The organism is Sulfuricaulis sp. (assembly GCF_040901545.1).
GTDB lineage: Bacteria > Pseudomonadota > Gammaproteobacteria > Acidiferrobacterales > Sulfurifustaceae > Sulfuricaulis.
Genome location: NZ_JBBDYL010000059.1, coordinates 14,609 through 34,613, shown reverse-complemented (window position 1 = coordinate 34,613; position 20,005 = coordinate 14,609). Strand labels below are relative to the sequence as shown.

Annotated in this window: 21 protein-coding genes; 2 read left to right on the top strand and 19 right to left on the bottom strand. The window is 55.5% G+C overall.

Translation table 11 applies throughout. The features are described from left to right. The first annotated feature begins 295 nt into the window (after nt 1–295). A complete protein-coding gene (locus WD823_RS12585) occupies nt 296–676 on the top strand; it encodes a heme-binding protein (protein ID WP_368429878.1) in 381 nt (126 codons plus the stop codon). A 200-nt stretch (nt 677–876) separates the two neighbouring features. Here WD823_RS12585 and WD823_RS12580 read toward each other — a convergent pair whose 3' ends face one another. The 3 genes from WD823_RS12580 to WD823_RS12570 form a co-directional block, all read right to left on the bottom strand. Beyond that, complete coding sequence (locus tag WD823_RS12580) at nt 877–1,704, bottom strand: isocitrate lyase/phosphoenolpyruvate mutase family protein (protein WP_368429848.1); 828 nt, start codon at nt 1,702–1,704, stop codon at nt 877–879. Nucleotides 1,705–1,963: 259 nt separating this feature from the next. Continuing rightward, nucleotides 1,964–2,593, bottom strand: a complete 630-nt coding sequence (locus WD823_RS12575; RefSeq protein WP_368429847.1) for an NAD(P)-dependent oxidoreductase — start codon at nt 2,591–2,593, stop codon at nt 1,964–1,966. A 328-nt stretch (nt 2,594–2,921) separates the two neighbouring features. Continuing rightward, nucleotides 2,922–4,088: a TRAP transporter substrate-binding protein gene (locus WD823_RS12570; protein WP_368429846.1), complete on the bottom strand. Its 1,167-nt coding sequence runs from the start codon at nt 4,086–4,088 to the stop codon at nt 2,922–2,924. A 266-nt stretch (nt 4,089–4,354) separates the two neighbouring features. On the opposite strand from WD823_RS12570, the gene WD823_RS12565 reads away from it, so the two are divergent. Beyond that, nucleotides 4,355–5,032, top strand: coding sequence for a response regulator (locus WD823_RS12565; protein ID WP_368429845.1), 678 nt, complete (start codon nt 4,355–4,357; stop codon nt 5,030–5,032). Here WD823_RS12565 and WD823_RS12560 read toward each other — a convergent pair. The 16 genes from WD823_RS12560 to bamC form a co-directional block, all read right to left on the bottom strand. After that, the gene (locus WD823_RS12560; RefSeq protein WP_368429844.1) at nt 5,022–7,217 is read right to left on the bottom strand and encodes a NahK/ErcS family hybrid sensor histidine kinase/response regulator; all 2,196 of its coding nucleotides are present in this window, start codon (nt 7,215–7,217) and stop codon (nt 5,022–5,024) included. The two genes, WD823_RS12565 and WD823_RS12560, sit on opposite strands and share 11 nt — an antisense overlap. A gap of 184 nt (nt 7,218–7,401) precedes the next feature. Continuing rightward, the gene (locus WD823_RS12555; protein ID WP_368429843.1) at nt 7,402–7,653 is read right to left on the bottom strand and encodes a GlsB/YeaQ/YmgE family stress response membrane protein; all 252 of its coding nucleotides are present in this window, start codon (nt 7,651–7,653) and stop codon (nt 7,402–7,404) included. A gap of 35 nt (nt 7,654–7,688) precedes the next feature. Beyond that, on the bottom strand, nt 7,689–7,922 hold the full coding sequence (locus tag WD823_RS12550) for a hypothetical protein (protein WP_368429842.1): 234 nt from the start codon (nt 7,920–7,922) through the stop codon (nt 7,689–7,691). Between the two features lie 3 nt (nt 7,923–7,925). Then, entirely contained in the window at nt 7,926–8,069 is a 144-nt protein-coding gene (locus tag WD823_RS12545; protein WP_368429841.1) for a hypothetical protein, read from the bottom strand. A 152-nt stretch (nt 8,070–8,221) separates the two neighbouring features. Next, complete coding sequence (locus WD823_RS12540; protein WP_368429840.1) at nt 8,222–8,662, bottom strand: hypothetical protein; 441 nt, start codon at nt 8,660–8,662, stop codon at nt 8,222–8,224. Between the two features lie 399 nt (nt 8,663–9,061). Beyond that, a complete protein-coding gene (locus WD823_RS12535) occupies nt 9,062–10,006 on the bottom strand; it encodes a hypothetical protein (protein WP_368429839.1) in 945 nt (314 codons plus the stop codon). A gap of 349 nt (nt 10,007–10,355) precedes the next feature. Then, on the bottom strand, nt 10,356–11,009 hold the full coding sequence (locus WD823_RS12530; protein WP_368429838.1) for a hypothetical protein: 654 nt from the start codon (nt 11,007–11,009) through the stop codon (nt 10,356–10,358). Between the two features lie 24 nt (nt 11,010–11,033). Next, on the bottom strand, nt 11,034–12,077 hold the full coding sequence (locus tag WD823_RS12525) for a DUF262 domain-containing protein (protein WP_368429837.1): 1,044 nt from the start codon (nt 12,075–12,077) through the stop codon (nt 11,034–11,036). A 545-nt stretch (nt 12,078–12,622) separates the two neighbouring features. Beyond that, on the bottom strand, nt 12,623–12,799 hold the full coding sequence (locus WD823_RS12520; protein WP_368429836.1) for a hypothetical protein: 177 nt from the start codon (nt 12,797–12,799) through the stop codon (nt 12,623–12,625). Between the two features lie 57 nt (nt 12,800–12,856). Beyond that, nucleotides 12,857–13,054 carry a DUF2283 domain-containing protein gene (locus tag WD823_RS12515; RefSeq protein WP_368429835.1) on the bottom strand — a complete coding sequence of 66 codons (198 nt, stop codon included), beginning with the start codon at nt 13,052–13,054 and terminating at the stop codon, nt 12,857–12,859. 37 nt (nt 13,055–13,091) lie between these two features. Further along, nucleotides 13,092–13,343, bottom strand: a complete 252-nt coding sequence (locus tag WD823_RS12510; RefSeq protein ID WP_368429834.1) for a DUF2442 domain-containing protein — start codon at nt 13,341–13,343, stop codon at nt 13,092–13,094. Nucleotides 13,344–13,361: 18 nt separating this feature from the next. Next, the gene (locus WD823_RS12505; protein WP_368429833.1) at nt 13,362–13,742 is read right to left on the bottom strand and encodes a type II toxin-antitoxin system VapC family toxin; all 381 of its coding nucleotides are present in this window, start codon (nt 13,740–13,742) and stop codon (nt 13,362–13,364) included. Beyond that, a complete protein-coding gene (locus tag WD823_RS12500) occupies nt 13,732–13,968 on the bottom strand; it encodes a hypothetical protein (RefSeq protein ID WP_368429832.1) in 237 nt (78 codons plus the stop codon). Before WD823_RS12500 ends, WD823_RS12505 begins: the two co-directional genes overlap by 11 nt. Nucleotides 13,969–14,043: 75 nt before the next feature. After that, nucleotides 14,044–18,009, bottom strand: a complete 3,966-nt coding sequence (gene purL, locus WD823_RS12495; RefSeq protein ID WP_368429831.1) for a phosphoribosylformylglycinamidine synthase — start codon at nt 18,007–18,009, stop codon at nt 14,044–14,046. Between the two features lie 10 nt (nt 18,010–18,019). Then, nucleotides 18,020–18,847 carry an MBL fold metallo-hydrolase gene (locus tag WD823_RS12490; protein ID WP_368429830.1) on the bottom strand — a complete coding sequence of 276 codons (828 nt, stop codon included), beginning with the start codon at nt 18,845–18,847 and terminating at the stop codon, nt 18,020–18,022. Between the two features lie 6 nt (nt 18,848–18,853). Further along, nucleotides 18,854–19,978, bottom strand: coding sequence for an outer membrane protein assembly factor BamC (gene bamC, locus WD823_RS12485; RefSeq protein ID WP_368429829.1), 1,125 nt, complete (start codon nt 19,976–19,978; stop codon nt 18,854–18,856). Nucleotides 19,979–20,005 lie beyond the last annotated feature (27 nt).

Sequence of the window (20,005 nt, the reverse complement as noted above, 5' to 3'; positions counted from 1 at the left end):
GATCAATAACACAGAACGATACAAAACTGCGGCGCGACTTTATAAGAGTTTACCGGCGAGCTGCCAAGTGGCGCACAGTCTTTTGCCCGCCCGCCGTGTTGATACCATTTGTTCATTAACAACCATATTTACAATCTTATCCCGCTTACCGTATCGTGCTCACGGCTGTCCCCACTTACCTAGGAGAAAAATCATGTTGCTCAAGAAATCTTTAATTTGTATGTTCGGTGCCGCGATGCTGGCATTCAGCGTAGCAAGCACCTTCGCAAACTAACGTCCGCCGTACGGCCCGTCAATCGATCTCGCCACCGCGAAAAAGATGACGGCGGCGGCCATGGCGGAGGCAATTAAAAACAAATGGAATGTCGCCGTTTCCGTCGTCGATACGCACGGTTTTCTGGTCTACTTCGAAAAGCTCGACCATACCCAAACCGGAAGCATCGAGGTCGCGATTTACAAGGCACGCAGCGCCGCCATGTATCGCCGTTCGACGCGCGTGTTCCAAGATGCAGTGGCTAATGGCAGCTACGGCCTCTTAACCTTAGCGGGTATGTCCGCGGTCAGCGGCGGACTGCCGATCATGCAGGACGGCAAAGTCATCGGCGCCATCGGAACCAGTGGCGCCACCGCAGACCAAGACGAGCAGGTTTCCCAAGCCGGCCTCGCCGGTATGTAACGTACCTTCTTGCATCGACGAAAACGGGGCCGCAAGGCCCCGTTTTCGTTAGCCCGGTCACCATGTCAGGCGACTCTTAGATACCGTTGAGATCATGAGTACTTCGAAAAAAACTCCGCGCTCTTGGTGAACTTGCCGTCATCGGCGACTTTCAAAACTTCAACGTCTGAATAGATCGCCATGTTAGACCTGCTCCGGGTCTAGCGCTGAAATATCGCCTTGAGATCCTTGGTTGGCACCGTGTCGCGGACCCATTGGAACGAGCCGGCATCGCGCATCGCCACTGCGGCGTCGCGCACCGCCGCGAAGGCCAGCCGGGATAGCGCGCCTCCCACGCTGATGCGCTTGACGCCGGCGTCGGCCAACTCCCGCGCGGTGATGTCGGGGTCCGCCGCGCTCATCACGACGTTGAGCGGCTTCGGCACAGCTGCAACGATTTGCCGGATTGTTTCGAGATCACGCAAACCCGGCGCAAAAAGCACGTCGGCGTCCGCCGCCGCGAACGCCTGCAAGCGGCGGATGGTGTCGTCGAGATCACGGCGGCCGTGCAGATAGTTCTCGGCCCGCGCGGTGAGCGTGAACGGGAACGGCAGAGCGCGCGCAACCTCGGCTGCGGCGGCAACACGCTCGACGGCAAGGTTGAAGTCGTAAATGGGTCTGGCGGGATTGCCCGAGGCATCTTCCATCGAGCCACCCACGACGCCGGCATCGGCGGCCAGCCGGATAATCGCGGCGGCTGCGCCGGGATCATCGGCATATCCATTTTCCAGATCGGCGTTCACGGGAAGCTCCGTCGCCGACGCGATGTCCCGGCAGTTGGCGATCAGCTCTTCACGACGGATGGCAAGCGTGCCGTCGACGCGGCCGAGGGAGTTTGCCAATCCCAGGCTGGTGGTCGCCAATGCTTCGAAACCAAGCGAGGCAAAGAGCTTCGCCGTGCCCGCGTCCCAGGGATTGGGCATGATGAAAATCCCCGGTCGTTCGTGCAGCGCCCGGAACAACCGGGCCCGCTCAGCTTGTGTGCGCATATTCAGCCTCCTATTTCAGATAGCCTTGGTCGCGATGATGAGCAGGATCGCGATCCCGGGCCAAGGTGGGTAAGTTCTCAAATTGCGCCCGCTCAGTGCCGGTGGGACATAATCAGATTGAAGCTGTGGAAGGCGGCCATTTTCATATCGATGGCATCTTTCTTCATTAACCTATCTGCAACAGTCAAAAAGAATTAAGTTACTGCGGCATTATTTTCAATTTCTGCATGATTCCTTATTCTCTGATGGGAGGCCATATTTAGGAAGTCAATAAAGGTGTTTGATGCAGATATTGCCTGGACGCAAGTTCTTCGAGAATAAAGTGGGCGACATCGGCACGAGAAATCCAGCCTGCCGTTACCCCTGCCAGATTGATCAGCTTTCGATAATTTTTTGTTAGCGGGCCATTGGTCAGGAAACCGGGCCTGACGATGGTCCAGTCGACGTCGCTGGCCTCGATCAGGGCTTCCTGGCGGTCTTTATCGGCATAGATCGGCCTGTTTACAGAAGGCAGAAAGAGATAGTCATACAGAAAACCGCCGTGTCCCTTGCTGTCGCCCGCGCCAATGCCGGTCACGCAGATTAACCGCTTGACCCCGGTCTGGAGCATGGCCTGAAGCAGATTTTTTGTTCCTTCCGAGAATACCGTCACCCGTACCCACGGCACTTTAACGCCGATCGTGCAACACACCGCCTCCTGACCGGCCATCGCGCGCGCGACCGAATCGAAATCAAGAATGTCGCCCTGGATAACCCTAAGCCGCTCATGTTGTATTGCAAGCCTTTGAGGATTACGAACCAGGGCGGTAACAGCATGCCCGGACGCCAACGCCTGTTCAAGCAGCTGTCGCCCAATGCCGCGCGTGGCACCAACGATCAAAATATTCATGACCTTCACCTCGCGATGTCGGAAGTGAACCAGTTTGTTCCTCCCGCGAAAGCAGTCAAGCAGAGCATGGAAAATCCTGGGTTTTTTCGTCCTCAGGATCGCGATCCCGGGCCCGCGCGGGTCTGTTCTCAAGTGTCGCTCGCAAAGTGGCGGTGGAACATGGTGCGGTTAACGTTGTGAATGCGCGGTCTCCTCGCGCCGCGAATCGTGTCTGAATATATCTTAATAACAGCCGGCTAACCATGCGCTCCACTACCGGGCGCAAAAAAAGGGGCGGCCGTTCATCTGCGCCGCCCCAAGCGTCACTGCCATTGACTCAGCTTGATCCTCAAACGGGAAGCTTTGTCTTGAACACGTGTTCGTAACCCATTTTGAAGTCGGCATCGTTCAGGAACCAGTAGTAACAGAGGTCCTTGGCCCACGCGCGCTGCGATTCCACCACTTTCTTGAAGAATGGGTCCTCGTCCGAGAGCCGCTTGGTGAGCTTGTCCCAGGCCTTAAGCTGCGCCTTGAAGATCGACTTCGGCGTGCGGACGACGTTGACCTTGTCCTTGTGGATGAGCGTTTGCAGGTCCTTCGGGTAGTTGGCCATCGCGGTCCAGTAGTTGGCCGAGTTCGCCGCCTCGACGCCGTACTGCCAGATCGCCTGCAGGTCCTTGGGCAACGAGTCCCACTTGTTCTTGTTGATGATGATCTCTTCGAACTCCATCGCCTGATGGAAGCTGCCCATCTCGTAGGTCTTGAGCACTTTCTGGGCGCCGAAGCGGCTGTCCGAGGTTGGGTTGGCGAACTCAAACGCTTCGATTACACCGCGCTCGAGCGCCGGGACGATTTCGCCGCCCGGCAGCTGTGTTACTTTCGCGCCCATCTCCTCGAACAGGTCGGCCGCGAGACCCACGGTCCGGTACTTGAGGCCTTTCAACTGCTTGGCGTCCGTGATCGGCTTCCTGAACCAGCCGAGCGGCTGGGTCGGATACGGCATCGCGAAGAACCCGACATAGTTAAGACCGAGTTTCTCCAGCAGTTCCCGGTACAATTCCAGCCCGCCGCCGCGGTAGATCCAGGATAGCGTCATGTGCGCGTCCATGCCGTTGATCGGCCCGGAGCCGAACAAGGACGCGGCTTTCGACTTGTTGTACCAGTACACCGGCACCGTGTGGCCGGCATCGAGCACGCCCTTGCTCACCGCATCCGTCACCTCGAACGGCTTCACCACCGCGCCGCCCACGAGGTAATCGATGTGCAGTCGCCCGCCCGACATTTGGTTGACACGGTCAACGAACTCCTGGGCGAACTCGTTGATGATGTCGGTGGCGCTCCAGGCGCCCTGCATTTTCACCGTAATCGTCTCGGCACGCGAGACCATGGGGAAACCGATCGTTGCCGCACCGCCAACAGTAGCGGCGGTCGCCGTCAGGAATTTACGCCGGGACATCGGCTGTTTCGGCTCCATCTTCTTGCTGACACTAGATTTACATTTGATTTCGTCACTCATATATTCCTCCAAATTAGTCGGTTGTCCTGATGAATAGATGAATTCGCACCTCGTTTGAAACGCGATTGAGTATGCTCACGAAAGGGGGATTCCGAAATCAGGCTCAAGAACTAAAACCAAAGTCGCAGGGACGGCACAGTGAGCGGAAATGGCAGCGGCACGGGGTAAGTTGCACCTCTTGTCCCGTGCGCGTAAAAGGACTGTAATTACTTCGTCGTAATACCTAAGTACGTATCGCTTTTCGCGCCGTGAGGAGGTCTGGTGCCATGAAAATTCTGGTCGCAGACGATCACGAATTGATTCGTGAAGCGCTACGGCATGTACTAAAGCAACTCGACGAACATGTCATCTTGCTCGAGGCGCAGAATGGCGCGGGCGTTCTTCATCTGGTCAACGAACATGTCGATCTTGACCTGCTGCTGCTCGACCTGAATCTTCCGGGCACTAGCCGGTTCGCAACGCTCGCGGAACTGCGGCGCAAACATGCCACGCTTCCGGTCGTGATCCTCTCAGCTCAGGAGGATGCCGCCACCATGCGCACGGCGCTCGATCTCGGCGCGATGGGCTTCATCCCCAAATCGGCGAATAATGCGGTAATGGTTAGTGCGCTGCGGCTGGTGCTCTCGGGCGGACGATACATACCGCCGGAACTGCTCAATGCGGCACCCGGGAGCATAGAGCCGAATACGAACTTGTCGGCGCCAAAGTCACCGGCGGATCTGGGACTTACCGAACGCCAGCTCGATGTGCTGGCGCTCATGGTACAGGGAAAATCCAACAAACTGATTTGTCGGGAACTCGGGCTCGCGGAGGCGACTGTCAAGATTCATGTCACTGCCATCCTGCGCACGCTTAAAGTGTCGAGCCGCGCACAGGCGATTGTCACGGTCAATCGCCTCGGGCTTGCGTTCGATACTCCGCGACCACCGCCGGCTAAGCCGTAGCGGGGGAAACCGATAGCAACTGCTGGACCAGTGCGCGCAGCTTGGCCGGGTGCACCGGCTTGTGCAGTAGATAGTAACCGCTCGCGCGGGCCTCGCGTATCCTCTCGGGCGCGGTGTCACCGCTAATGAGGAACGCCGGAATTGCATCACCCATCGTGTTACGCAAACATTCGATGGCCTCAAAGCCGGTCTTTCCGTTGGGAAGGTGATAATCGGAAATGATCAAGTCAGGATGTTGGCCAATCTCCTCAAGCCGTGCGAGTGCCGCCGTGTCCGATACCGCGGTTTCTACCTCACAGCCCCAACTTCGCAAGAGCCCGCGCATGCCATCGAGAACGAGCGCATCGTCGTCTATCACGACGATCAATTTGCCGTCCATCGTATCGGCGATGGTTTCTGATGACACCGGAACTTCAGCCTGACCGAGCCGTTCCGGCACTACCGGAACCGAAACCATAAACCGCGAACCTTTCCCGGGGTGCGACTTCAATTCAATCGGATGGTCAAGGAGACTGCCCAGCCGATCCACGATCGCAAGTCCGAGGCCAAGCCCATATTGACGCTCCCGATCCGCGGCTGCGAGTCGATAGAACTCGTCAAAAATATTCTGCTGTTGATCCTCCGCAATGCCAATTCCGCTGTCACACACCTCCAAGCGCACCGTCTCGCCGCGACGGCGACAACCGATTACAATTCCACCGCGCTCCGTGTAGCGCACCGCGTTGGATACCAGGTTGAGCAGGATTCTTTCAAGCAGAATGAAATCGCTGCGGACCCAGGTGTTGCTCGATACGACGCTCAACCGCAGCCCCTTCTCGCGCGCGGCTTCGGCAAACGTCGTCTCCATGCGCCGGAGAAGTTTCTCGACTGGAAATTCCGTTATGTTCAGCTCCAGCTTACCGGCGTCAAGCCTTGACATGTCGAGCAGCGCATTGATTAACTCGTTTATCGCGTTGACGGCAGCTTCAATCCGGGCGACGAGGTGGTCCCGTTCAGTCGGATCCAGCTCCGTGCGCAATTGGGCCACGAACAGGTTCAAGGCATGAAGCGGCTGCCGCAGGTCGTGGCTCGCGGCGGAGAGAAAGCGCGATTTGTATGTATTGGCGAGCTCTAGTTGACGGCTCTTGCTCTGAAGCTCGTCGAAGAGACGGGCGTTTTCGACCGCGATGACTGCCTGGTCGGCGAAGGTCCTTAGCAGCTCTTCTTGTTCCTTCGGGACCGGTCCGGACTCGACCCAGCCGACGACGATGACACCGATTGGCTTGCCCTCCCGCAGCATCGGCACACCCAGTACCCGCCGCCAGCCCATCGCCTTAGGGAATCGTTGGTCGTAGTTCGGATCGGTACGAATATCCTCGAAGCTGACGACCGATTTGCTGAGTATTACTCTCCCGGATATCTGCGAAATGTCGGGACGCATGGGGTACTTCATCTGAAGCAATTCCACGTAGCTTGGTCCCGTGTTACGGCTGGCGACGTAGTGCAACAGTTCGCCGTCATAACGAAACACGTTGGCAAAGAGGCTTCCACACAGCGCAACCGCATTGTGCACGATCGTCTCGAACACCGGCAGCGCGTCGGACGGCGAGCCGCTGATTACCCGCAGGATCTCGGCTGTCGCTATCTGCTGCTCGCGGGCCGTGGCAAGTTCGTGATTCCGTAACTGCAGCTCCTGGAACAGGCGCACGTTCTCGACCGCGATCACCGCCTGTTCGGCGAAGATTTGCGCGCGCGCCACGTGCTCGTCCGTAAAAGGTCGCCTCTCTCGACGATATAACGTGACGGCCCCGATCACGACTTCGCGGTGGAGCATGGGGACAAGAAGTGCCGTGCGCGCCCCTTCCAGTTCTACCGCCGCGACCCAATCGGGTTCGCGCTGCCGGTACGCAGTTTCTGCGACCAGGTCCGGAAGGTGAAGCGTTTTCGGTTGCGCCGCCAGCCATTCAATCAGTGTACCGGGACCGGACCGGAGCGGAACCCGGCGCAGATATTCCGAGTAAGCGGGGGTCGCACCGTGAATGCAGATGGCCTCGAATCCCGCCGTGTCACGAAGAAAAAGGCAACCCGAATCCGCTTCGCAAAACCGCATCGCGTTCGTGAGGATGTCCCCGAAGACTTGCTCGAGGTCAGGGTAGGACTCGCGCGGAACGCGGGGTAATCCCGTAGTAGCCGTGGGCTGCTCCATAGGTAGGATCAGAGGCTTAGGTCACTGCACAAATTATGAACTGGACAATACCACGAAGTCGAGTTGGAGCCTGCAAAATGTGGTTAGCAGCCTACAACAAAGAGAGAATTCAACGTTGGAATAGTCTTAAATCTCGCTCGCGAAGTGGCGGTGGAACATGACGCGGTTGAGAAATGTTAGGTTGTTATGCCTTCTTAAGTATTCCGACGATGAATAGCAGCAATGCCGCCCCAACCGTTGCGGTAACGATTAAACCAATCAATCCACCTGCCGTGATACCCAGTAAACCAAATACAAAACCACCAATTACAGCGCCTACAATACCAATAACAATATTTCCGAGCAGACCAAAACCATGACCTTTCATAAAAAGTCCCGCTAACCATCCTGCCAAGGCACCGATCGCCAAAAAAATTAACAATCCTGTTAAATCCATAATTTCACCTCATTCTCCAACCGTTGTTTAGTTTTTTACCACGGACCAATGATGAAGTCTAAAACCGAAAGCAAGAAAACCGGTATAGCACTTATTACGCTTGACCACAAAATGATCATTTTATTTTTGTTATGTTTTGAACCTGAATATTTTTTGCCAATAATAATTCCTGTAATTGCGCCACATAGAACTAATATGATCAGGCCTCCAAATATACCGTAGAATACCCACGCCACAAAAACACTCTGCAAAACTTCAATAGCGCTCATATCTTAACTGCTGAATTTTCCAAATGGTCCGATCATCCCACCCATTGGAATAGGAAGGCGAAACAAATAAGCAAATACTATTGCTATCATCAGGCTAGCGGCTATGGCAATAACTGCGCCTTTTACAGCGTCCAGAACCGAATCCATAACTTTATTTTTCCATCAGAAACGCCGAGCGTTACAAAACTGAGTCGAGGTTCCATAAGAAAATTCACTCCGACCCCTTTTTTTCTATGCCAGAGGGCAGTTTGCGGATCATGCGCGCTTGACCTTCGCTGGGGGTTGCCTAACGAGACGCTTTAGCTGCGCCGTGTTTTTCGTGGCGTTGGTTGCAAGCGCTTGTTAGATCGTCCATCTCTCTCCCAACCAATGTAGAGAACAATTCCAATAACAACGATTAAGATAGAAATATAAAACACGGCTAGCTGAAATACAGAAAACGGCTTATACATTCCTATAAGTGGCTCCAAATTAAGCTTTTGTATTTCTATATTCAGTAATGATGTAAAGCGGACGGCAAGACGCTGTGCGCTTAATATCGCAATTAAGTTGCCGACAGAAAACACTATGTAACCTACGACAATTAATAGTTTATGAGTAAACCGCAATTCAAGTTTTTCCGTTCCAATCGTAAAACCGAGAATACCTAGCGTTACAATTGAAAAATATTGCCACCCTTTATCCACTAGCTCAGTTTGATACTGATAAATTTCCATCAGCTTTAGCAAGTGTTCTTCCATATATTTATTCCGGTCTAACTAAAATAAGACGACATAATACAGTATAAATTGATCGACCCGAGATAGTGGCGTGAATCTTCGACGTACTGAATCAGGTTGTGCGCGAATCCGGGTCAGAGAGGATTTTTCGCTAATAATTTTAGAAACTATTGCTCTCTGACTCGGGTTTTTGTAGCGTGAGCCAGTACGTCCCTCCCGCGAATGCAGTCAAGCAGGGCACGGAAAATCCTAGGTTTTTCAGCCCTGGATCGCGAACCCGAGCCAGCGTGCGTAAGTGCTCAAATTTCGCTCGCTAAGTGCCGGGGGAGCCTAGTGCGGTTGAGATCAGCAACGCCGAGCGTTACAAAGCTGAGACGAGGTTCCATATGCAAATTCACTCAGAACGCATTTCATACTTTATTACCACAAGTTTACACTTTCGATTTCGCATTTTGCTGAGCTTATTTTTACGCTAGTAATTTCTTTGTAAGAACTGAATGAGAAATTAAATCTCATCGTTTCACTATCGCTCCCATAAGCATACAAATTGTACGATTCATCTTTAGAAGCTGAGTCAGATTGCGTTGAATAGGTTTCTCTACCTTTGTATTCAATTTCTACATTGCATTCCACTTCCACATCCAAGTATGAACCGCCTGAATAGTCAGTCTTAACTTCGTAATTTAATACTACATCGCAATCGCGATAGTAATCGCCTGAGAAACTTTTATTGCAATCTAGATCTCCGCCTGTAATTTCAACACAAACCTCTGCGTTCGTCTTAAATTCCATCTCACAGTCATCTCCCCTTACTCCTTGGAGTCTTTGCTGACGCATCCTTTCTTTGACGGCCTGTTCTAGCTCCTTTTGCTTTTGAAGTTCTGCTTGCGTCATGGGAGAGCATTTATTATTTGACTTCTTATAACCTTTATCACAAACCCAACCACTACCATAAATGTCTATGCTTGCATTTTCTGGAATGGCGACTTTCACGCACTTCTGTCCAGACTTGTAGTAACCGCGGTTACACGACCAGCCACTTCCGTAAACATTTATACCAGCGTTTTCAGGCACAATTACTTTCTCGCACTTGTTGCCTGACTTGTAATAGCCTCGATTACATACCCAACTGCTGCCATAAACATCAATACCAGCATTCTCGGGGACAACGACTTTTACGCATTTCTGGCCTGACTTGTAAAAACCTCGATTGCACGACCAACCGCTACCATAAATATCAATACCAGCGTTTTCAGGCAATATTACTTTTACGCACTTCTGTCCCGATTTGTAATAGCCTCGGTTACAGGACCATCCAGTGCCGTATATATCAATGCTGGCATTTTCGGGGACGATGACTTTCACGCACCTTTGGCCCGATCTGTAATATCCACGATCGCATTCCCAACCCGTGCCAGAATTATTCGAATGAGAGTTGTTCGGCAGATCGGCCGCGAACAATAAATGAGAGATAAAGAGAAATACAATTAACCAATACTTTTTCGTTTGTATATTTCCGGGAAACATTACGGTATTAAGAGCAGGCCTAGGACGTTCTCACAAAACCGCATTGCACACTGGAGATCAGGATCGCCGAGAGTTACAAAACTGAGACGGGGTTCCATAAGATTTCACCATTACGAGAGATGACAAAATCAAATCAAACATAAAGAATATAGATAGAACGTTGTCAGTCCTCTAACGTCCCTTACCATTAAGGAAGAGATGTGCCCACATCTGCAATGATTTTAAGATCATCTAACCACCTAAAAAATGCAATTTGTTTGCTTGCAGCTTCTGTATGCCAAACGAGCTCACTTGGTTGTTTTACATTACTGGCAAGGTAGTAAATTTGTATGGTCCTCATATCCAACATGATCTCGCCATGCTTATGCATACATGCATTACGTACTATTTGTAGATGCCTTGGCCCGCGAAGCGGTAAACCAAACGCAGAAATCAACTCGTTTTTATTTGCAGGTGCAAGCACACTTAAAATCGGAATTATATTCTTTTGATCGCCCCAAGTTGGCTCTTGCCGAATTGACTTAAGAAGGCGTCCCGGAGAAATATTATTACCATACACAGCTTGTTTGGCTTCATACCCAAGACGCTGCCATGAATTATTTGCTAATCTCGCAGGAATGATAGAACCATTTCTTGTAATGCAGCCTGTGCAAGATGAAATAACTAACTCTCTGACAAAACTACACCACGTATGCCATAAATCTTGAATAAGACTTTCAGTCATATAACGGGTCCGCCATGGTTCGACAGAACCCAACTTCACTTCTATATCAACAGCTCTTGTCTGCAATCTGTTCAATTGCAGTGAAAGTTTTTTATACAGCTTTTCCAGCCTAACCATGGCTAGAATCAGGCGTAAAAATAACTATGTTAATGCCTGAGCAATTGCGCGACTTCGCGCCGTACGTTGTGAAATCCTGTGTGTAGTGCTAAGACAGGCTTCAACATAATTCTTAAACTGACCAACCACATCTTGAGTCTCATGAGCATCCGCTAGTTGGCGCAGATTAGATAGAGTTTGTTGCAAATTGACAAAATAAGATCCATCAGTATGAATACCAACCGACTGTTCACCTCCGGGTATCCCATATTTTCGCTGAGTCAGCGCACAAAAAAGCGAGTGAACCACATACGATTTCATCATAAAAGTTTGTCGCAGCGGACTTAGTGTTGTTCGCAGTTGCTCAAAAAAATCAGAAATTTTTGAACGATAGTCAGCCTCCTGCGCAAATTCCATGTCAAATTTTTTGTATATTGCAGATAAGCCACGTTGTTCCCTGTTAACAATCCCTCTATCGATAACTATGCAAAACTCTGTGAGAAATTCAGTATCTGCCATACGAAGTATTTGTTTCGATGTCAAAATGCCATATTCTTCCAGTAATGGGCTGAATTCATCAGCCAACTCATTTATGAACCATTTAAACTTTCCTTGGAACTCTGCGTGACGTTTTTCTGAAGGATTAAGTGGCGCAGTATATGCGTTGATTCTTCTAAACATCTCCAACAACTCTGAGCGCTCAGCCGACAAAATAATATCGACCTGAACAGGCATCATTAAAAATCTCCGTTGATCTTCATCAGAAAGATCTTCAAAACGAAATCCTGCAAAACGCTTAGATGTAGAAGAAAGAGCGAACTCGTTATTTAGAAAAGCGATGCATGTAGTAATTCTCTGCTGGCCATCTACAATTTCTCGTTTTGGTTTTTTACGTTTATCATCATATGTCTCATAAAAATAAACCTTTGGAAACGGATAACCCTCAAGAATCGTATCTATAAAATATGATTTTGCATTAGGAGGCCAAATATTTGGTGACCGTTGGTACGTTATATTTACGATAAGATCTTTACGATCCAGCATGTCTTTTATTTCACTTATAGTGAACTGTGAATGTATTAAATTCACATTCTCCTCCTAGAAATTTTGAATCTATGTGTTAATTAAGTGATTTTTTCACTTCTTTAGTTACGCAATATTTACACATGCAAGTTGGCAAGTCCGATGGCCCAAACGCATGGTTAGCTCAGCCTGACTCCTTATTTTCTCGGCGGTGAAATGCAGCGACACTCTTTTCTGGTCTCGACACGCATAGTCCTCAGCTCCGCGCGGGCGTCAGTTAACGAGGCAATCGGATCGTGCCACTTCCCGTGCTTAGGATCTGACCCTCCAGCTAGACCGCGACCATTGTTACAAAATCCACAGGAGCCGGAATGTAGAACGGCCTTATGTGGTCCCGCCTGCCAATTCTCATAAATGTAATAAGACACGCGCGACTCCTATGCTGATATCTAACTTTGGCATGGTTGTCCTTCCCGACCCATCAGTCAAGCAGGGCATGGAGAAAGTTGATGTTTTAACGCCCCGTAGCCGCCGCCGAGCATCGCAGCCCGTCTCGGGGGTGTCGCGAGACTTTTGATCGAGCCCGAGGCGCGTTGTGTGCGCCCGGCGAGTTAGGCGAGCGCCGAGGTGGGCGAGAAGCGCAGGAAGTATTCGGCGGCTTCGGGCGGCCTTTTCTTTCGTGGCTTTCTTTTGGCCGAACAAAAGAAAGCCACCCAGGGTGCAGGGGCGGAGCCACCCGCAATTAGTTTTTCAAAGTCAAAAGCCGCCTTTCGGCGGCTTTTGTTCATTCACTACCTGGACCCCGGCTTTCGCCGGGCTGACGACAACATTGCGTTGCGGGCGGATTACGCCGCTATCTGTTCGAACGTGAAGTGGGGAATGTCAGTCAGTTTGCTGGCGTGCTCGATGGTAATGCCGCAAATGTTTCCGTTGCGGTCGAGGTCAAGCAAGGTGTCCTCATCCAAGTCCTTGGTTTCGCTAACCTCAACGGGCTTGAGCTCGATATAAAGCGTGTCCGTGTCCTGGAAGTATTGGATTTTCATGGCTTGAATGACCGGGGTGCGCCAAGCACACCATTAATCATTTGATCTGTTTCGATACCAGTGGGAATTTTTCAGGGTGGCGAATGGATTCCACGGCCAAATCAACATCAAGATCAGGCCAATACAAGTGGTGCGGTTGCGGCCACTGGACGTTGAGTAGCTGGCTTACCGGGGCATCCTTGAACCATGGAAACTGGGAGAACGGAACAAACAGTTCTTCCTCGCCCAGGAGAATCCAGAATCCATGCTTGGAGACGTTGGCGACTTCAATCTTGAACTGGCATTTCATCGGCTTTGATTTGAAAATTCACCGAATAAGCGATTTCGCGACACGCGAAAGCCGCTTATCCAACGTTACAAGCTCCGCCCTAAGCGATCCGGCCAACCATAAGTACGCCGCATCGTAAGCAGTTAACTTGGCTTGCTCCGCCAGCAACACGATCTCCTGAGTATCGACTGAATGTTTTTGGACCGCCATCTGCTTGGCCAGAGCGTGGCCCGCGAGCAAAGCAGCGCGCTGTTTGGAGTACTGCCGCAGTTTTTTCAGGCAAACACTGGCCACTTCGAAATCGATGAGAACCGGGGCATGTAAATTTACCCCGCGAATCCGGTCACCAATCTCATCAGCCTCCGGTTCACCGAACACCAACGCCGCCATGGCGGAGGCGTCAATGACTTTATCGGGCATCGCGGTCCGCGCGAATCATGGCCGCGGATTCGGACCGGGTACGCAGACCCAGTTTTCGCGTCTTGCGCAGGACCTCGTCGGCGGTGAGACGTTCACTTGCCGTCAGGCTTTCCTCAAGAATAACCATAAGCTCGCCTTGCAAAGAACGTCGGTGCCTCGCGGCGCGAAGCCGCAGCCTTTTGGCCAGTTGCGTCGGGACATTTTTGATTGAGAGGTTCACGGACATGGGATACCTTATTGGTGGTTCCAATATGGTTCTATTCTGGAACCATTCGGTCAAACCGTCAAGCAATAATGGAAATTACCCTACCCATACTCGTGCATTGCGAAACATCCGCATCCACGCCCCGTCCTCGCCCCATTCATCCGGGCGCCAGGAGTTGGCGATGGCGCGGACCACGCGCTCGGGGTGCGGCATGATGATGGTGAAGCGCCCGTCCGCCGTGGTCAGGCCGCAGATGCCGTGCGGCGAGCCGTTGGGATTGTACGGATAGGTCGGCGTGAGATTGCCGCGGTTATCCACGAAACACAGCGCGACTTCCTTGTTCAGAATCACCTGGTCGACGTGCGCGGGCTCGCGGAATTCCGCGCGCCCCTCGCCGTGCGCCACCGCGATCGGCAGCATCGAACCGAGCATGTCCTTGAGAAAAATCGACGGATTCTGCGGAATCTGCACCCGCGCCACGCGCGCCTCGAACTGCTCCGAGGTGTTGCGCACGAAATGCGGCCAGCGCTCCGTGCCCGGGATGATCTCGCGCAGGTTCGACATCATCTGGCAGCCGTTGCAGATGCCCAGCGCAAAGCTGTCGGGGCGGGCGAAAAACGCCGCGAATTCATCGCGCGCGCGCGAATTGAACAGGATCGATTTCGCCCAGCCCTCGCCCGCGCCGAGCACGTCGCCAAAAGAGAATCCACCGCAGGCGGCAAAGCCTTTGTAGTCCGCAAGCTTGGCGTGGTCGGCGATGATGTCGCTCATGGTCACGTCCACGGCGGTGAAGCCGGCGCGGTCGAAGGCCGCGGCCATTTCCACCTGGCCGTTGACGCCCTGCTCGCGCAGGATTGCGATGCGTGGCTTCGCTCCGCGGCCGATTAAGGGCGCGGCGATTTTTTCCTCCGGGTCGAACGTCAGATGCGCGCTCAGGCCGGGATCGGTCGCATCCAGGATGCGGTCGTATTCCTCCTGCGCGCACTGCGGATTGTCGCGCAGCGATTGCAGACGGTACGTGGTCTCGGACCAGGCGCGCTGCAGGTTCACGCGCGAGTCGTAGAAGATTTCCTGGTGATCGTGGGTGAAGCTGACGATGTCGTCGGCGGTCAGGGTGCCGATGAGGTGGGTGTGGCGCGCGAGGCCGGCCTGCTTGAGCGCGCCGGTAATGCCTTCACGCCGCGCGCGCGGGACCTGCAACACCGCGCCCAGCTCCTCGTTGAACAGCGCCGCGATGGGGTCGCTGCCCAAATCGCTCAGGTCGATGCGCACGCCGGTGCGCCCGGCGAAGGCCATCTCGCAGACGGTGGCAAACAGGCCGCCGTCGGAACGATCGTGATAGGCATGCGCGAACCCGAGTTCGTTCAGGGCCTGCACCACGTGGAAGAACAGCCGCAGCACCCGCGGATCGTCCACGTCCGGGGCCACGTCGCCGAGCTTGCCGTACACCTGCGCCAAGGCCGAGCCGCCGAGGCGGTTGGCGCCCTTGCCGAAATCAACCAGGATAAGATCGGTCTCGCCCTTGTCGGTGCGCAGTTGCGGCGTCAGAGTCTGGCGCACGTCCATCACCGGCGCGAACGCGGATACGATCAGCGACAGCGGCGCGATCACTTCGCGCTCCCCGCCGTCGGCGTGCCGCCACACGGTTTTCATCGACATCGAATCCTTGCCGACCGGAATGGAAATGCCGAGCGCCGGGCAGAGTTCGAGCGCCACCGCGCGCACAGTGTCGTAGAGCGCCGCGTCCTCGCCCGGGTGGCCGGCGGCGGCCATCCAGTTGGCGGAAAGCTTCACGTCCGGGAGTTTCTGGATGCGCGCGGCGGCGAGATTCGTGAGCGCCTCGCCGATCGCCATGCGCCCGCTGGCCGCGGGATCGATGAGCGCGAGCGGCGTGCGCTCGCCCAGGGCCATGGCCTCGCCGGTATAGCCGTCGTAGCCGCTGGCGGTGACGGCCACGTCGGCCACCGGCACCTGCCACGGGCCGACCATCTGGTCGCGGCACACCAGGCCCGAAACCGTGCGATCGCCGATGGTTATAAGGAATGACTTGTTGGCCACCGTCGGCAGCCGCAATACCCGGTAGGCGGCCTCCTTGAGATCGATGCCCTTGGTGTTGAAGCGCTCGAGTTTCTGCCGGCGATGTTTCACATCGCGCCGCATTTTCGGCGGCTTGCCCAGCAGCACCGACAGCTCCATGTCGATCGGCTGGCTCATGCGCCCGCCCTGTTGGGCGAACCGGCTGTCCTCCAGCACCAAACGCTGTGCTTTCGTGGCCTGGCCGACCACGGCGTAGGGGCAGCGCTCGCGCTCGCACAGCGCGCGGAAGGTTTCGAATTCTTTTTCCTCCACCGCGAGCACGTAACGCTCCTGCGCCTCGTTGCACCAGATTTCCATGGGCGACATGCCGGGCTGGTCGTTCGGCACCGCCCGCAAATCGAACGCACCGCCGCAGCCCGCGCCGTTCACCAGTTCGGGCAACGCGTTCGACAGGCCGCCGGCGCCGACGTCGTGGATCGAGAGAATGGGATTGTCCTCGCCCAGCGCCCAGCACTGATCGATCACTTCCTGGCAGCGGCGCTGCATTTCGGCGTTGGCGCGCTGCACCGAGGCGAAATCGAGCTCCTCATGGCTGGTGCCCGTGGCCATGCTCGAAGCCGCGCCGCCGCCGAGGCCGATGAGCATCGCCGGGCCGCCGATGACAATGAGCTTGGCGCCCGGCGGAACCGGATGCTTGTGGATATGCCGCCCGCGTATGTTGCCGATCCCGCCCGCGAGCATGATGGGTTTGTGATAACCGCGGACCTCGCCGTCGACCGCCATTTCGAAGGTGCGGAAATAGCCGCCGATGTTCGGGCGGCCGAATTCATTATTGAAGGACGCCCCGCCGACCGGTCCTTCCAGCATGATCGAGAGCGCCGAGACGATGCGGCCGGGCTTGCCGTAATCCTGCTCCCACGGCTGTTCCGCGCCGGGAAGGCGCAGGTTCGAAACCGAAAAGCCGGTGATGCCGGCCTTGGGTTTGGCGCCGCGGCCGGTGGCGCCCTCGTCGCGGATCTCGCCGCCCGAACCGGTGGCCGCGCCCGGAAACGGGGCGATCGCGGTCGGGTGATTGTGCGTCTCGACCTTCATGAGGATGTGCGTGTCGTCCTCGTGATAGCGGTACACGCCGCTGCCCGGTTCGGGAAAAAAACGGCCGGTGCGTCCGCCCTCGATCACCGCGGCATTGTCTTCGTAGGCGATCAGGGTGCCGCGCGGATTCGCGGCATGGGTGTGGCGGATCATGCCGAACAGCGAATCGCCCTGGCGCTTGCCGTCGACGATCCAGTCGGCGTTGAAAATCTTGTGGCGGCAGTGCTCGGAGTTGGCCTGCGCGAACATCATGAGTTCGACGTCGGTGGGTTGGCGCCCGAGGCGCGTGAAATGCTCCAGCAGGTAATCGATTTCATCTTCCGAGAGCGCGAGTCCCCATTCGCGGTTGGCCCGTTCCAGCGACGCGCGTCCGCCCGCGGCCAGATCCACGACGCGCAGGGTAGCGGGCGCGTCATGGCGGAACAGCGCCGCAGCCTGCGCCAGGTCATAAAGGATATTTTCCGTCATGCGGTCGTGAATCAGCGGCGCGATACGCTCGCGCTCGGTCGCGCCCAGCGGACGGCCGTCGCTTTTGCCGAAGTACCACGTTACGCCGCGTTCGATGCGGCGGATTTGCTTCAGCCCGCAGCTGTGGGCGATGTCGGTCGCCTTGGTGGACCACGGCGAAATCGTGCCCAGCCGCGGGACGACCAGGAGCCGGTCACCGTCCGGCAGCGCCGATGCGTCCGTCCGGGGCCCGTATGTCAACAGGCGATCGAGCACCGCCCGCTCGCCGGCCGCGAGTTCGCCCGCAAGCGCGACAAAATGCCGGTAAACCGCAGATATACGTTCCAGGGCGGGGATCGGCGTGCGCAATTCAGCCAGCAACTTGTCGCGGCGAAACGGCGACAGAGCCGGGCCCCCGGTCAGGGACAGAATCGGCGGGCCCGCGTGCGCCGGCGTAGGGGATGCGTCGGATTTTCCGCGTGTCATGCCGGTCGGTTTATAACCAGACTTCGGAAACGTTGCAGAAGGCGAGACCCTCCTCCTGCTCGGCGACATCGATGAACGCAGGCGAGCAGCCCATTACCTGCGACAACGCCGAGCGCGCCAGATCAGGCGTGTTGTTGGTCTCGGAGAGATGCGCGGCCGCCACGTACCGCAGGCGCGGAGACATGACCCGCGACAGCAGATCCGCCGCCGTGTCGTTGTCGAGGTGACCCTGTTCGCCGGCGATGCGCGCCTTGAGTGCCGGCGGATAGGGTCCGTCGCGCAGCATGCGCGTGTCGTGGTTGCATTCGAGCACCAGCGCCGCGCAGTCGCGCAACACCTCCACGACGTGCGCGGTGATGGAACCGATGTCGGTGAGAAAACCGAAGCGCGCGTTACCGTCCGAGAAAGTGAACTGGCACGGTTCGCGGGCATCGTGCGGCACGGGAAAGGGCTGAACCTCGATGTCCCCGATGGCGAAGCGTTCATGCGGATTGATCAGGCGGATATCGGCTTTTTCGTCGAACTGATGCTTCAGGGCGGAATACGTGCCGGCGGTCATCCACACCGGAACGCCGAACCGGTTGGCGCAGCTCGCTGCTCCGCGGCAATGATCGCCGTGCTCATGGGTAATCAGTATGGCGTTGAGACCGTCGGGATCGCGGTCGTAGCGTGCGAGGCGCATTTCGGTTTCGCGGGCCGAGAAGCCGCTGTCGAGCATCAACCGGCTGCGGCCGCACTCGATCAGGGCGGCATTTCCACGGCTGCCGCTGCCGAGAATCGCAAAACGCAGTCCGTTCCGCACTGCCCGCGTTCGACTTCCCGATTTTTGCTTAGCCACCAGCCGTTATTTCAGTTGATCGTAAAGTAGCGTCAATATCCGCCCGCTCGTGTTGGACTGCTCCGGGGTGCCGTCTTTGTTCAGCACTTCCACCCGGCTTTCGGAAGCTTCACCCTTGACGAGAATCTGATACTCATTTTTTGTTTCGTTTTCCTTGCCGCTGAACAGACGTCCAAAAAAGCCTTTTTTCTTCCCGGCAGTGTCCGGATCGATGTAGCGGACATAATAAACGCCTTTCGACCGGTCACGGTCCTGCACGGTAAAGCTGGTCCGGTCGAGCGCCAGGCCGACACGCCGCCAGGCGCGCTCAAAGTCCTCTAGCAAAATTAGCGAGGCAGCATCGCCCTCGCGGGTCAACGTCGCGCGCTGTGCCGGCGGCGGCGCCGCGGCGGCGGAGGCCAGCACGGTCTGTGCCTGCTCTGGCTTCGCGCCGAGGCTGACCATCAGCAGCCGCAACATCTCAGCTTCCATGCCCGGATCCGGCGGACGCGATTGCCATTTCGTCTGGCCCACGCCGGAGCCCTCGCTGCTCACAATGACTTCCTCCATCCCGCGGTGGCTCAGGTATATTTCGGTGGTGCCGGGCTCGGCGCCGTCTTCAAGACGGATGCGGTATTTATCGCGCGTGCCGGTTGAGTAGAGCGAACCGAGCGCCTTGGCGAGTATCATTTGGGTGGCGGTTCCGACTTGCGCGCGGTTTTCGGCCCAGTCGGTTTCCAGTATTCCCGTCTGCGGATTTTCCTTGTCGATGAGCAAACCGTTATTCAATATGAAATTGCGCGCCTTGGGCCAGACTTGCTCGGGTGTCAACTTGACCACGAGCCAGCGAATCTGGCCGTCACGGGCTATGCGCAGGTTGCTGAAATCCGGAAGCACATCCCCGCCGACCGTCGACTTGGTCTGCGCGCCCTGCTCCGTGACGAATCCCGAGTAGGTTGCGGTACTCGGCGGAGCTGACGCCAGCGGACCCTTGGTGGTATCCGGCGAAGATAGATCCGGGGGGATTTCGAGCGGCGGGAGCGTGCGCGTCGATTTGTAATCTATCTTGCGTTTTTCGGCGATGGTCTGGCAGCCGCCCACGGCCAGTGATGCCAGAATGCAAACCAGGATAGCGAAGGTTCGTCTCGTCATTAAACCTCGGTTTCGATAAAACGACTT

Bases quoted from the DNA above. Each gene is read 5' to 3' on its own strand.
- WD823_RS12580 (WP_368429848.1), bottom strand. From the start codon at position 1,704: ATGCGCACACAAGCTGAGCGGGCCCGGTTGTTCCGGGCGCTGCACGAA.
- WD823_RS12575 (WP_368429847.1), bottom strand. From the start codon at position 2,593: ATGAATATTTTGATCGTTGGTGCCACGCGCGGCATTGGGCGACAGCTG.
- WD823_RS12570 (WP_368429846.1), bottom strand. From the start codon at position 4,088: ATGAGTGACGAAATCAAATGTAAATCTAGTGTCAGCAAGAAGATGGAG.
- WD823_RS12565 (WP_368429845.1), top strand. From the start codon at position 4,355: ATGAAAATTCTGGTCGCAGACGATCACGAATTGATTCGTGAAGCGCTA.
- WD823_RS12560 (WP_368429844.1), bottom strand. From the start codon at position 7,217: ATGGAGCAGCCCACGGCTACTACGGGATTACCCCGCGTTCCGCGCGAG.
- WD823_RS12555 (WP_368429843.1), bottom strand. From the start codon at position 7,653: ATGGATTTAACAGGATTGTTAATTTTTTTGGCGATCGGTGCCTTGGCA.
- WD823_RS12550 (WP_368429842.1), bottom strand. From the start codon at position 7,922: ATGAGCGCTATTGAAGTTTTGCAGAGTGTTTTTGTGGCGTGGGTATTC.
- WD823_RS12545 (WP_368429841.1), bottom strand. From the start codon at position 8,069: ATGGATTCGGTTCTGGACGCTGTAAAAGGCGCAGTTATTGCCATAGCC.
- WD823_RS12540 (WP_368429840.1), bottom strand. From the start codon at position 8,662: ATGGAAGAACACTTGCTAAAGCTGATGGAAATTTATCAGTATCAAACT.
- WD823_RS12530 (WP_368429838.1), bottom strand. From the start codon at position 11,009: ATGGTTAGGCTGGAAAAGCTGTATAAAAAACTTTCACTGCAATTGAAC.
- WD823_RS12520 (WP_368429836.1), bottom strand. From the start codon at position 12,799: ATGAACAAAAGCCGCCGAAAGGCGGCTTTTGACTTTGAAAAACTAATT.
- WD823_RS12515 (WP_368429835.1), bottom strand. From the start codon at position 13,054: ATGAAAATCCAATACTTCCAGGACACGGACACGCTTTATATCGAGCTC.
- WD823_RS12510 (WP_368429834.1), bottom strand. From the start codon at position 13,343: ATGAAATGCCAGTTCAAGATTGAAGTCGCCAACGTCTCCAAGCATGGA.
- WD823_RS12505 (WP_368429833.1), bottom strand. From the start codon at position 13,742: ATGCCCGATAAAGTCATTGACGCCTCCGCCATGGCGGCGTTGGTGTTC.
- WD823_RS12500 (WP_368429832.1), bottom strand. From the start codon at position 13,968: ATGTCCGTGAACCTCTCAATCAAAAATGTCCCGACGCAACTGGCCAAA.
- purL (WP_368429831.1), bottom strand. From the start codon at position 18,009: ATGACACGCGGAAAATCCGACGCATCCCCTACGCCGGCGCACGCGGGC.
- bamC (WP_368429829.1), bottom strand. From the start codon at position 19,978: ATGACGAGACGAACCTTCGCTATCCTGGTTTGCATTCTGGCATCACTG.